General features: G+C 67.1%; 8 protein-coding genes. 5 read left to right on the top strand and 3 right to left on the bottom strand.

Annotation, left to right across the window (positions count from 1 at the left end; translation table 11 throughout):
• Positions 1 to 123: 123 nt before the first annotated feature.
• The 3 genes from E8A74_RS54465 to E8A74_RS50585 are packed head-to-tail and all read right to left on the bottom strand — an operon-like array spanning position 124 to position 3340.
• The gene (locus E8A74_RS54465; protein WP_136936400.1) at positions 124 to 1119 is read right to left on the bottom strand and encodes a GAF domain-containing protein; all 996 of its coding nucleotides are present in this window, start codon (positions 1117 to 1119) and stop codon (positions 124 to 126) included.
• Between the two features lie 45 nt (positions 1120 to 1164).
• Positions 1165 to 2508 (bottom strand): MFS transporter, encoded by a 1344-nt coding sequence (locus tag E8A74_RS50590; protein WP_136936399.1) that lies wholly within the window; start codon positions 2506 to 2508, stop codon positions 1165 to 1167.
• Between the two features lie 49 nt (positions 2509 to 2557).
• On the bottom strand, positions 2558 to 3340 hold the full coding sequence (locus E8A74_RS50585; protein ID WP_232380108.1) for a glycoside hydrolase family 6 protein: 783 nt from the start codon (positions 3338 to 3340) through the stop codon (positions 2558 to 2560).
• A 449-nt stretch (positions 3341 to 3789) separates the two neighbouring features.
• Between E8A74_RS50585 and E8A74_RS55805 the strand changes: the two genes are divergently transcribed.
• The 5 genes from E8A74_RS55805 to E8A74_RS50560 all read left to right on the top strand — a co-directional run bounded on the left by E8A74_RS55805 (position 3790) and on the right by E8A74_RS50560 (position 12391).
• On the top strand, positions 3790 to 5742 hold the full coding sequence (locus E8A74_RS55805; RefSeq protein WP_136936397.1) for a PD40 domain-containing protein: 1953 nt from the start codon (positions 3790 to 3792) through the stop codon (positions 5740 to 5742).
• Positions 5743 to 5915: 173 nt separating this feature from the next.
• Positions 5916 to 7496 (top strand): hypothetical protein, encoded by a 1581-nt coding sequence (locus tag E8A74_RS50575; RefSeq protein WP_136936396.1) that lies wholly within the window; start codon positions 5916 to 5918, stop codon positions 7494 to 7496.
• A 49-nt stretch (positions 7497 to 7545) separates the two neighbouring features.
• Positions 7546 to 9237 carry a hypothetical protein gene (locus E8A74_RS50570; protein WP_136936395.1) on the top strand — a complete coding sequence of 564 codons (1692 nt, stop codon included), beginning with the start codon at positions 7546 to 7548 and terminating at the stop codon, positions 9235 to 9237.
• Positions 9231 to 10004 carry a CIA30 family protein gene (locus E8A74_RS50565; RefSeq protein WP_136936394.1) on the top strand — a complete coding sequence of 258 codons (774 nt, stop codon included), beginning with the start codon at positions 9231 to 9233 and terminating at the stop codon, positions 10002 to 10004. Before E8A74_RS50570 ends, E8A74_RS50565 begins: the two co-directional genes overlap by 7 nt.
• Positions 10005 to 10030: 26 nt before the next feature.
• Entirely contained in the window at positions 10031 to 12391 is a 2361-nt protein-coding gene (locus E8A74_RS50560; RefSeq protein WP_136936393.1) for a glycoside hydrolase family 9 protein, read from the top strand.
• Positions 12392 to 12701 lie beyond the last annotated feature (310 nt).

The raw sequence follows: 12701 nt of genomic DNA, 5'->3' as shown, positions 1-12701 counted from the left end.
TGCGCATCGCGCAGTTCTTCCCCAAATGGTCCAGGGCTGGCCCTGGTTCGGGTCGAGGGGCGAACAGCCCCCGCGGGGCCCGGGGCAGCGCCCCGGCGCGGCGGCTTGCGATGAGACCAATGCTCAGACGAAACATGGGTGGAGGTCCGGTGAGAGCATGGTGCGCAGGTCGATGTCCTCGCGCAAGAGCCGGCGGAGCATCCGGTCGATGCCCGAAACGATGGTATTGAGATTCAGCACGCGGGGCGAGAGGATCTGCTGGCGGCTGAACGCGAGCAATTGCCGCGTCAGGTCGGCGGCGCGCTTGCCGGCGAGGCGGATTTGCTCGACCTCCTCGCGCATCGGCTCGCCGGGGCGGAGCTCGTCGAGGAGGAAATCGCTGTAGCTGAGCACCACCGACAGGATGTTGTTGAAGTCGTGCGCGACGCCGCCGGCGAGGCGACCGACGGCCTCCATCTTCTGCGATTGTCGCAGTTTTTCCTCGGTGCGCTCGAGCACCTCGCGCGTTCGCTTGTGCTCGGCGAGCTCGGATTGCACGGCCGAGAGCAAACGAGCGTTCGCGATCGTCATTGCGACGAGATCGGCCAGCACGAGCAGGAGGTCGACGTCGCCCTGCGCGAAGGGAGCCATCGCCGCGCCCTGGCGCAGGAGGGTGAGCGTCCCGAGGATCGCGCCTCGGACCTGGAGCGGGACACATACGACGCTCCGGAATCCGATGTGCTCGAGGAGATGGGCGAGCTCCGGCCGGAGCTCCGCCGTCCACGACGCTGGGAGCGGATGGTGCATGATGAGGGGCTGCCGCGTCCGGATCACGGTGGGAGCGAATCCTCCCTCGTCCCGTGACATGCGGCGCGAGCCCATCAGCGCGACGATGGTCGCGAGGGTCTCGGGATTGGGCGCGAACTCTGCGGCCACGTCCCACCACGCGCCGTCCTCCGACACGAGCCCGAGCACGCAATATGCGTCCATGAGCCGCCCGGTCTCCTCGACGACCGTGTGCATGAGGCGCTCGTAGTCGTTCGTCGTCGCGGCGAAGATGCGGGCCAGCTCGGCCAGCATGCGCAGCCGGTCGATGCGCGCGCCTTCGCGAGCTCGATGGTCGTGGTCGTCGTGCGGCATGTCCCCCTCTCCCCCTCCTATGCGATGCGCGAAATGCCTCCGGCGTCAATGCCCCGCGGGGAGGCCTCCGCCCTTGGACTCGTCGGGGGTCACCGCGAAGGGCGCGAGGAACGCGAAGAGCACGGGCGGGATGGACGCGAAGAGCACGATCGTGAAGAAATGCGCGTGCCCCACGGCCTCTTGAATGGGGCCGCTGATCATCCCGGTGAACATCATGCTGAGGCCCATGATGCCGGTCGCGAAGGCGTAGTGGGCGGTCTTGTACGGCCCGGGCGCGAGCTGCTGCATCATGTAGACCATGTGCCCGACCGAGCCGAACCCATAGCCGAATTTCTCGATCGTCACGACGGCCGTGATGAGCCAGAGATCCTCGGGACGGGCGTGGCTCAGGTAGAAGTACGTCAGGTGGGGGACGTTGAGGGCGAGCGCGAGGAGCACGAACGAGCGCTTGAGCCCGAGCCGCCCGCAGAAGAGCCCGCCGAGCAGCGCCCCGACGATGAAGCCGCCCGTGCCGAACGTGCCGTTGATGTTGCCGAGCGCCTCGTTGTCGAGCCCGAGGCCTCCCACCGCGCGCGGGTCGAGCATGAACAGGGGCCCGATCTTCTCGATGAGCCCCTCGCCGAACCGATAAAAGAAGACGACGAGCAGCATCATCACGATGTTCTTCTTCTTGAAGAAGCTCGCGAATGCGTCGCCGAAGGTCCGCGCCGCGTCCCCGATTCCGCTCGGCGCGTCCTCCGCCTTGCCGCCGGTGGGCAGGACGTTGATGTGCCAAACGCCGGAGATGCCCATCAGCGCGGCGAGCAAGCCCATCACCACCATCCACGATTTCGCCCAGTCGAGCCCGAGCCCGTTGTGCAGCCAGCCCGTGAAGGTCACGAGCAGCCCGGAGGCGATCAGGCGGCCGACGTTCCAGGCGAGCCCCTGCACCCCGGCGTATTTTGCCTGATCGGTCTCCGACATCGAGCTGATGTAGATGCCGTCCGCGGCAATGTCCTGCGTCGCCGAGGCGAAACCCGTGATCCAGAAAAAGGCGAGCGTTGGACCGAGATAACTTGGCAAGGAGAGCGAGAGCGCCACGCAGCCGAGCGTGACCATCATGAGGAATTCCATACAGAGCACAAAAAACCGCTTGGTCCTGAACATCTCCACCACAGGGGACCAGAGCGGCTTGATGACCCACGGCAGGTACATCGAGCTCGTGTAGAGCGTGATGTCCGTATTCGAGAGGCCGAGGTTCTTGTACATGATGGCCGCGACCACGGAGACCGTGATCATCGGCGTGCCCATCGCGACGTAGAGCGAAGGCACCCACAACATCGGGTGCCGCCTCTTTGCATTCGAAGGCGTGGCCTCGGCGCTCGCCGGCGCCGCGGAGAGGTCGGTCATGGCGCGATGCTACGAAAAGGACCGGCCCCTGTCTCTGGAAAAACGACGCTCAGGGTTTGGCGCGCTGCGCGAGCCCGAGGGCATACTCGGGCCACCACTCCCCGGCGCGGGGCCCGCCGTTGCAGGCCCCGTCCGATTCGCCGGGGAGCTTGATCCACAGATAGGCATCCACGAGCGGGTCCCCCGTCTCGGCCGAGGGCGGACGGCCGAGCGCGCGTCCATCGGGGTTGCACCATTGCAGCTCCTTGGTCGGCCCGTTCCCGTTCCGGCTCGTGTCGACGACGAAGGGCTTGCCGGAGAGCAGCGCCGAAATTTCCTTGCCGTACGCGACGCTCTCCTCGGTGGTCACGAAATTGGAGACGTTCAGGGCGAACCCGCGCGCGCCGGCGATCCCCGCGGCGCGCAGGCGCTCGGCCATCACGGGCGGGGGTTGCCATTTCGCGTTGCCCGCGTCGATGTACACGGAGACCGCGCCGCTCTGCCCGAGGACGGTCACCGCGTCCCTGAGGAGCGCGAGCCTCTCCTCTTGTTGCGCGGGCGTGAGGCAGTCTTTCAAGAGCCCGAGCGCGTCCGGCTCCAGAATCACGGCGGCGCGACGCGCGCCGATCCCGCGGGCGAACGCCCGGATCCAGGCCTTGTATGCTTCCGCGGCCGAGGCCCCGCCCGCCGAGTGATTGCCACAGTCCCGGTACGGGATGTCGTACGCGACGAGCAGCGCGATCGCGCCCGCGTGATCGATCGCCGAGACACGCCAGTCGACGTCCGCCGTGACGTCCTGGTTCCAGTCGCCGAACCAGAACGACTGCGGCTCACGGGCGATTTTTTCGATCATGGCCGCGTCCGCGGGGCGGGCGTCCCGCCACGCCTCGACCTGCCGGCGCGCGTTGGAGCCCGGGTCGACGAAAAGGCGCCCTCCTTTAAATGGGTGTTCCCCCGGCGCGATTGACGCAGCGCTCCCTGGCGCGTCAATCGCGCCGGCCTCGGGCCTCGGGATACACGCGCAGAGGAGCGCCGCCGCGGCAGCGACCCAGGGGAAGACACGACGACGCCGATCCATCCTTATCGTGTAGTGCTGTTCAAGCTTCGAAAGCAACGGTCGTGTCGTGCCCCTGGCACGGGATGGCACGCCCCTGTTCCATCGATTGTCGCGCGGATGGATTTTTCTCCGCCGCTGGGAATGACGAGAGCGGCGCGCGGCTCCGCGAAAAAACTCGTGGAGCCGCGGGGCGCTCCGTGAGAATCTTCTCCCCGACCACGATCTTTTTTATCAGGAGGCGAGCGATGCGAGTCATAGGGGCATCCTTCATCTTGGGCATCGTCATGGCCGTCGGGATGGCCGTCGGGTGTTCGGCAGGCGGCGGGGGCGACAAGACGCCCGCGGGAGGTACGGGCGGCGCAGGCGCATCGGGAGGCCAAGGCGGAGCCGGTGGCGATATCTTCAACCCCACGGGCGGGATGGGCGCAGCGGGCGGCACGCCGGTCGGCGGCGACGTGATCGTGAACGCCAACTGCAAGGCGAACTGCGACGATTTCCCCGCCGAGCCGATCTTCGACGGTGTCGCCCCCTCGAACGCCCCCGAGCTCTTTGGCGCGCCCGACAATTACACGCCGGGGCTCTGCATCGTCGAGCCGCACCTCGGCGACTCGGGCAAACACGGCGCGTTGTTCCCGGCAAACTGGCTGCGCGTCCGGTTCCGCGTCAAACCCGCGAACAACGAGAACCTCTTCGAGATCCGCCTCAAGGCGGCAAACCAGACGAACGAGCTCGTCGCCTACTCGGTGAGCCCGGTCTGGGCCATGCCCAAGGAGATCTGGGAGGCCATCGGTGTCAAGGGCGGCGCCATCGATCAAGAAATTCAGGTGACCATCCGCGGCGTGAACTCGCAGAACCCCGGCACACCCACGGGCGCGACGGGCACGTTCACGATCGCGCCCGTCACGGCGGGCGGATCGATGGTGTACTGGGCGGCGACTTCGTCCGAGGTCACGCCGACGACGAGCAAGCTCGTCGGCTTCTATGTCGGCGACGAGACCACGATCGACGCGCTGACGGTGCCGCAGGTCCAGCAGGGCAACATCCTCTCCGAGGGCGGGCGCGATCTGCGCGGCAAGTACACCGATCCCAAGGGCGTCCCGCAGGGGCGCGCGCAGTGCATTGGTTGCCACGTCTCGACGCCCTCCGGCGAGGAGGTCGGGTTCACCGATCACTGGCCCTGGAACAACGTCGTCAGCACCATCAAGGAGGGCAAGGCGGGCGAGGTGCCGGCGTACTTCACCGCGGGCGCGCAGCGGCTCTTGAGCCAGCCGTGGCTCGGAATGATGACGTTCTCCAAGGCGATCTGGGGCCCCGGCAATCGCATCGCGCTCACGCCCTACGCGAACCGGAACGTCGACATCGGCTTCACCGACAGCGCCGGTTATGGCTCCGACCGGCTCGCGTGGTTCGACCTCGAGACGAACGCGAGCATTCCCTGGACCGAGGGGCAAAGCGGGCCGACGAACGACGCCATCAAGGGCGCGCAGGGCACGGCGTGGGGCTTCCTCCAGACGAGTGGCGAGTCGCAGGGCATCGTCGCACCGAACTGGAGCCACGACGGTCAAACGATCGTGTACACGTCGGCAGGAAAATCCCAGGACGGCCGCATCGCCGACAATGTCGAGACCGATATCAAGACGGTCCCCTACAACAACCGCCAGGGCGGCGCTGTCGCGCCGGTCCAGGGCGCGGCGACGCCGGGGGTGTCCGAGTATTACCCGTCGTTCTCCGCGGACGACAAGCTCATCGCGTACAACCGCGCGGGCAACACGAGCGGAAAAATCTACTATCGTCCCGACGGCGAGGTGTACGTCGTCCCGTCGAACGGCGGGTCGCCGATCCGCCTCGCGGCGAACGATCCGCCGGCCTGCACGGGGCAGACGAGCCCGGGCGTCATCAATAGCTGGGCCAAATGGTCGCCCACGGTGCTCGGGGGCGTGCCGAACGGCAAGACCTACTACTGGCTCATCTTCTCGTCGGCGCGGGATTACCCGGGCGCGTTCATCGTGCCGCCGAACCAGTACAGCCCGCCGGACACGCGCTCCTCGCAGCTCTACATGACGGCCATCGTGCGCGACGCGCAGGGCAACTACGAGACGTACCCGGCCGTCTACATCTGGAACCAGGATCCGAAGACCAGCAACCTGACGCCGGCCTGGGACATCTTCGACATCCCGCCGCCCCCTCCCCCCAAGTAATACAATAAGGAGACGGCTTCGGGGTTTTGCCCGCATCCGAGGTAAAACTTTCGGGTGCGGGTAAAACCCTCCGCTCCACGCGCGCCCGCGCGCCCTCCCCGTCATGTTTTTGTTCGTGACCCGCATACGGGTGGTTGTCAGAGTTTCCGGATCTGGTGTAAGGTCCCCAATTCATGGATGGCCGCTTCTCCGGAGCGCTCCCGCGCGCCGCGTCCGTTGCATTTTTCCATTTGGTCATCGCCGCCGCCCGGGTGGCCAACGCGGAGCCGAATGACGACGCTGCGCTCGATCTAGCGAAAAAAGCAATCGAGGCGGATTACCTCGGCACCAAGTTCGCCGAGGCAGAAAAAAAGCTCAAGCAAGCGCTCACGCTCTGCGGCCCGAAGTCCTGTTCGAACAAGGTCGTGGCGCGGCTGCACCGGGATCTCGGCGTCGTTTATGCCGGCGGGATGAACAAGGTCGAGGACGGCAAGGCCGAGTTCGTCGCGGCGCTCAAGGCCGATCCCGACATCACGCTCGATCCGGATCTCACCTCCGAGGAGATCGAGACCGTCTTCAAGGACGCAAAGGCGGCGGCCGGCATCGGCGGTACGCCCGAAGCTTCCCCGAGCCCGACGCCGGCCCCAGGGCCTGTCGCGCCCGCACCGGCGCAAGGTGATCTCGTGCATACGCCTCCGCGGGAGCAGACCGTGATGACGCCGGTCCCGCTTTATACGGAGCTGCCGGATGGCGTGGAGGTCACCAAGGTCGTGCTCCAGTACCGGCCTTTTGGTGCATCGGCGTGGAAGACGCTGGAGATGCAGAAGGTCGAGAAGGGGTATGGAGCCGAGGTCCCCTGCCTCGACGTCGGGAGCGTGACCGGGCAGCTCAAATATTTCATCCAGGCCTTCGACAAGGACAACAACGCCGTCGCTTTCGCCGGCACCCGGAAAGAGCCGCTGAACGTCGAGATCAAGCTCCAGATCGAGGGAGCGTCGCCGAGCCTGCCGGGCAAACCGCCGCCCGCGCGCTGCTCCGAGGCGGCGGATTGCCCGCCGGGGCTCCTCGGGTGTCCCAAGCCGGGCGAGGAAAAGACGTGTCCGGAGGGGGAGGTCTGCGACAAACCGCCGGAGGCGCCGTCCCTCGCCCGGAAAAACTGGGTGACCCTCGGCCTCCAGCAGGATTTCCTGGGGCTCTCGGGCACGACGGGGACGTGCTCCGGCGGCAACGAGTATACTTGCTTTTCGGGCGATGATTACTACGAGGCCATCCCGTACGCCAAATCCGGCGGCGAGCTCGCCGGGGGCCTCGCGGCCGCGACGACGCGGATCTTCGTGGGGTACGAGCGGGTCTTCGGGAAAAACTTCACGGCCGGGCTGCGCGCCGGGTTCGTGTTCCGCGGTGGGCCGCAGGCGCCGGGCGGCGCGGCGTTCGTCCCCATTCACGCCGAGGCGCGCGCGGCCTACTGGTTCGGTGCCGATCCGTTCGGAAGCGCGGGCTTCCGGCCCTTCGTGACGCTTGGCGGCGGGCTCGCGCAGGTCGACGCCTCGGTCAAGGTCACGGTGTACAATACGGAGCAGGACTTCCTCGCGGACAAGAGGCTCGTCCTCGACGCGTGGAAAAAGTCCGGGCTCGTCTTCATCGCGGCAGGCGGCGGCGCGATGTACGCGATTCGGCCGAATACGGGACCTCTCGCGGAGGTCCGGTTGATCCAGCTCTTCGGCGCTTCGGGCACCGCGCTCAGCGCCACGTTCGGGTATTCACACGGCTTCTGATCGGCCGGTGTTCAAAGATGTATTTCCAGAGGTGGTGAGAGGAGCTCCGATGCGTTTGTCCTCGTTGACCATGGTGCTCTGTGGTGTGCTCGCGCCCCTCCCGGCGCTGGCGCAGGGGGATCCGAAGGCTGCCGAAGAGGACGCCCCGGTGCAGATGCAAAACACGAGCGCGGGGGGCGCGGCGGCCGCGCCTGCGAAGCCCGCGCCTGCGCAGACGGCGCAAAAACCGGCCGTCCCCGATGTCCAGACGCCCCAGGGCCCGCCGCCGAGCTTCGGCAATTCGAGCCCCGTGGTCACGGGCTCCGGAGGCAATGCCGGGAACAAGGCCGAAGGGTTCGATTTCCACGGCTACTTCCGCGCCCCGATGCGGATCGGCATCGGCGCCCGCGACAACCCCCTGCCGGATCAGAGCCCGACGACGCTGCACGCGCCCGTCGTGCCGGACGATCAATACCTGAACTGGCAATACACCGGCCACCAGGCGCGCGACTGGGCCGAGCTCTACTTCAGCTACTCGAAGGGGTGGGCCAAGGCCACGGCGGGCATCCTCGCCTTCAACTTCACGGACGCCGCGTGGAAGGAGAACCTCGCGCAGTTCGGCATTGCCCAGGGCTGGGTGACGCTGACGCCGGAGCTGCCGTGGCAGAACGTCCGGCTGGAGGCCAAGGTCGGCAGCTTCTGGGGCCGTTATGGCATGGCGGGCCGGTACGACGCCGGGTATTACGACACGTTCCTCTTCGGCCGCACGCACACCCTGGGCGAGACGCTCCGCATGGAGATCGACGTCGCCGACTGGACGTTGTGGGGCGAGCAGGGCTTCGGCGTGCGGCGCCCGAACCCGAGCATCTACAACGACGCCCGCTTCACGCTCGTCAATCACCTTCACGCCGGCGTGAGCTGGAAAAAGACGGTCGACCTCTCCTTGCACCATTTCTACACCTGGGCGCAGGAGGAGGATCGGCCCGGCTCGGCCCTGACGAACGTGCCGAACGGCAACATGAGCGTGATCGGCGCGGACGTGCGCGTCGACGCGAACATGTACGGGTATCTCTACGCAGGGTTTTCCCACATCTCCGCGGAGAACGCGCGCGTGGTCGGGCCCGCGGTCGAGGTGATCCACGCGAACGGCGGCGGCGAGTTCGCGCTCGGCATCACGAGCAACTACCTCGACGGTCCGACGCGCCAGAGCAACGGCAACGGCGCGGTGAACACGCTGCTCGCGCAATACGAGCTCAGCATCGCCAACATCCTCACGAACATGAAGACGCCGGGGCAACGGTACTGGGGCGAAGGGCCGGACCTCAAGATCGCGGCCTTCACCATGGTGAACTTCATCTCGAGCGACGACCCCGACATGGACGGCGTCCGGAAGCTCAAGTACGGCTTCGACCTCAACGGCCGCATCAAATCGTGGCTCGGGCTCGGCATGCGCTTCGACCGCTTGCAGCCGAACTCCAGGATCCCCGAGCAGTCGTTCGCGATCCTCTCGCCGCGGATCGTCTTCCGCTCGGACTGGCTCGCGCACGAGGAGATCGCGCTCCAGTATTCGCGTTACTTCTTCAATCAGCGCGAGTGCGGCAATACGGCCGAGCCGCTGCTCTGCACGCAGCCGCCGGCGGCGCCCACGCTGCCCGACGGCTTCGGCGCGACGACGACGAATCAGGATCCGGGCAACCGCGGCGCGCCGGCGACGCGCCCCGATCTCAATGTCATCCGGCTGCAGGCCTCGATCTGGTGGTGAAGACGAACATGAACAAGGCGATGACATACACGGTGGGGGCCTTCGTCGCGCTCTGCGCGTTCGCGCCGGCGATCTCCGGGTGCATCCCCCGCCAGCCGGGCGGCGGAGGCGCGGGCGCGGACGCCAGCACGGGCGTCGCGAACTTGCCGGACGCCAAGGCTTGTCCGGCCGATGGCCTGCTCGACGACGGCGAGGACAACAACAACCAGATCGCGCTGCACAAGGGCCGCGGCGGCTACTGGTACACGTTCGCCGACCAGGCCGGCTCGACGATCACGCCGCAGGCGGGCGCGCTGGGCGGCACGTTTTCGATGAGCCCCGGCGGTGCGAACGGCTCGCAGAGCGCGGCGCGCATGAACGGCAAGATCGGCGGATCGGGCACCGTCTTCGCGGGCATGGGCTTCAACTTCGTCGATCCGAAGGCGCCGGCCGACATCTCGCAGTACAAGGGCATCTCGTTCTGGGCGAAGCGCGGGGAGAACTCGGCGGGCGCCGTGCGCGTGAAATTGCCGGACGTGAACACGGATCCGGAGGGCAAGGTCTGCACGGAGTGCTTCAACGACTTCGGCATGGACATCCAGCTCACGACGACGTGGACCCAGTACTTCGTCCTGTTCGGCGCGGCGCAGCAGCAGGCCGGGTGGGGCCAGCCTCGCCCCGGCGCGCCCGAGCGCGCGAAGATGTTCGGCGTGCAGTGGCAGGTGAATACGCCTGGGGCCGACTACGACATTTACATCGACGACGTGCAGTTCACCGGGTGCCCGTGATGCGGGGACGTTCCGCGAGGTTTGTCATGCGCAACGCGACCTCATCGAGCACGCTCTGCCTTTCCCTCCTGCTCTCGGGCTGCGCGCCCGGCGCCGCTTCGCCGGACCCGAACGCGCCCAGCGATCCGGGCCCCGCGCCCGTGGCGAATGGGCCGCAGGTGGCGCCGCAGGGCGGCAACAACCTGCTCAAGAACAGCGATTTCGAGGACGGCACGAGCCTGCCGTGGACGACGTCGTTCACCGCGCCCGCGGCGGGCAAGGCGGCCGTCGAGAACGGCGCGTTTTGCCTGAAGATCGACGAGAAGGGCGTGAACCCGTGGGACGCGCAGGTCCGCCATCGCGAGATGGTCGTCAAGCGCGGGCACACGTACACCGTGCGCTTCAAGGCGTGGGCGAGCAAGCCCATGCGCGTCCGCCCGAAGGTGGGCATGGCCGGGCCGCCCTACGCCGAGTACTGGTCGAGCACGATCGAGCTGAAAACGAAGCCGCAGCGCTTCGAGGGCGCGTTCGCCATGAGCAGGGACGACGATCCGACGGCGGAGCTCGCCTTTCACATGGGCGGGGGCCTCGCCGCCGAGGGGGGCGTGACGATTTGCCTGGACGACATTCATCTGGACGACCCTGATTTCAAGGCGCCGCCGCCGCCGCCGCAGGTGAATTTGCCCAAGGTGCGGGTCAACCAGGTCGGGTATTTCCCGGGGCTCGTGAAGAAGGCGATCGTGAAGGCCACGCCGAACAAGCCCCTCGCCTGGGAGATCGTCCGGGAGGGCAAGGAATCGGTGGCCAAGGGGACGACGGCGGTCTTCGGCGACGATCCCGCGTCCGGCGAGCACGTCCACGTCGTGGACTTCACCTCGTTCGCGAAGGTCGGAGACAAGTACGAGCTGCGCGTCGAGGGCGAGACGAGTTTTCCTTTCAACGTCCGGAAGGATCTCTACGGAAAGCTCAAGTACGACGCGCTCGCTTATTTCTACCACAACCGCAGCGGCATGCCGATCGCCATGCCGTACGCGGGCGAGGAGAAATGGGCTCGGCCCGCGGGGCACACGAGCGACAAGAGCGTGCCGTGCGCGCCGGGGACGGGCTGCTCGTATTCGCTCGACGTGTCCGGCGGCTGGTACGACGCCGGCGATCACGGCAAATACGTGGTCAACGGGGGCATCTCGGTCTGGACGATGCTCGCGCAGTACGAGCGGGCGAAACACATCGGCACGAGCTCGGCCGATTTCGGGGACGGCAAGCTCGCGATCCCCGAGAACAAGAACGGGGTCCCCGACATCCTCGACGAGGCGCGGTACGAGCTCGAGTGGATGCTCAAGATGCAGGTGCCGGAGGGCCAGCCGCGCGCGGGCATGGTGCACCACAAGGTCCACGACGAGAAATGGACCGGGCTCGGGCTCGCGCCGCACGAGGCCAACATGAAGCGGTTCTTGCGTCCGCCGAGCACCGCGGCGACCTTGAACCTCGCGGCGAACGCGGCGCAGGCGGCGCGCATCTGGAAGACGCTCGATCCGGCGTTCGCGGAGAAGACCTTGGCCGCCGCGGAGAAGGCCTGGGCGGCGGCGAAGGCGAACCCGGCGGTCTATGCGCCGCCGAGCGACAACCAGGGCGGCGGGCCGTACGACGACATCGACGTGAGCGATGAGTTTTACTGGGCCGCGGCCGAGCTCTTCATCACGACGGGCAAAGAGGAGTACCAGACGGCCCTCACGAAGTCGAAGCATTACATGGCCGTCCCGCAGACCGGCGCGCTCACGGGCAGCGGCTCATCGACGTCCATGACCTGGCAGATGACGCAGGCGCTCGGCACCATTTCGCTCGCCGTCGTCCCGAACAAGCTTGACAAGGACCTCGTCGCGGCCATGCGATCGAGCGTCGTCGCGGCCGCGGACGCGTACCTCGGCATCCTCGACGCCGAGGGGTATCGGTTGCCCTTCAAGGCGGGCGGGTCGAAAAAGTACCCCTGGGGCTCGAACTCGTTCCTGCTGAACAACCTCGTGATCCTCGCGCTCTCGCACGATTTCACGGGCAAGCCGAAGTACCTCGGCGGCGCGGTCGAGGGGATGGATTACATCCTCGGCAAGAACCCGATGGTGCAGTCGTACGTGAGCGGCTACGGGTCGAATCCGCTCAAGAACCCGCACCATCGATTCTGGGCGAACCAGGTCGACGCGAAGTTCCCGACGGCGCCGCCCGGCGCAGTCTCGGGCGGCCCGAACTCCGGGCTCGACGATCCCTACGGCCAGGCCGCGGGGCTCGCCGGCTGCGCGCCGCAAAAGTGCTTCGTCGACCACATCGAGGCCTGGGGTTTGAACGAGATCACCATCAACTGGAATGCGCCCCTCGCCTGGATCGCAGCATTCCTCGACGAAAAAGGTCGACTCTAATCTCCTCGAACGAATGAAGCGAAAGCGGAATCGCGCGCGGCTCATTGTGGTCGCGCCGCGGCTCCGCTACGATGTCCCCATTCCTTACCGAGCGGCGCCTCCTCCGCTCCCCCCGAAAGGTTCGGTATAGCCATGAAATTCATGAACCAGAATCGTGCTCTCTTCGCCGTCGTGATGGGCTTGCTCGTGGTTTCCGCCGCCGCGTGCGATGAGGGCTCCAGCAGCACCGGCGATGGCGGCTCGGGCGCGAGCGGCGGCGGCGGCCCTGGCCCCGGCGGCGGCGGCCCCGGCGGCGGCGGCCCCGGCGGCG

Origin of the sequence: Polyangium fumosum (genome assembly GCF_005144585.1) — a bacterium.
Classification (GTDB): domain Bacteria; phylum Myxococcota_A; class Polyangia; order Polyangiales; family Polyangiaceae; genus Polyangium; species Polyangium fumosum.
The sequence above is the reverse complement of the archived record's forward strand: the minus strand, read 5'-3'. Positions and strand labels throughout refer to the sequence as shown.

Excerpts from the sequence above, each read along its gene's own strand:
- E8A74_RS54465 (WP_136936400.1), bottom strand. The coding sequence starts at position 1,119 with ATGCCGCACGACGACCACGACCATCGAGCTCGCGAAGGCGCGCGCATC.
- E8A74_RS50590 (WP_136936399.1), bottom strand. The coding sequence starts at position 2,508 with ATGACCGACCTCTCCGCGGCGCCGGCGAGCGCCGAGGCCACGCCTTCG.
- E8A74_RS50585 (WP_232380108.1), bottom strand. The coding sequence starts at position 3,340 with ATGATCGAAAAAATCGCCCGTGAGCCGCAGTCGTTCTGGTTCGGCGAC.
- E8A74_RS55805 (WP_136936397.1), top strand. The coding sequence starts at position 3,790 with ATGCGAGTCATAGGGGCATCCTTCATCTTGGGCATCGTCATGGCCGTC.
- E8A74_RS50575 (WP_136936396.1), top strand. The coding sequence starts at position 5,916 with ATGGATGGCCGCTTCTCCGGAGCGCTCCCGCGCGCCGCGTCCGTTGCA.
- E8A74_RS50570 (WP_136936395.1), top strand. The coding sequence starts at position 7,546 with ATGCGTTTGTCCTCGTTGACCATGGTGCTCTGTGGTGTGCTCGCGCCC.
- E8A74_RS50560 (WP_136936393.1), top strand. The coding sequence starts at position 10,031 with ATGCGCAACGCGACCTCATCGAGCACGCTCTGCCTTTCCCTCCTGCTC.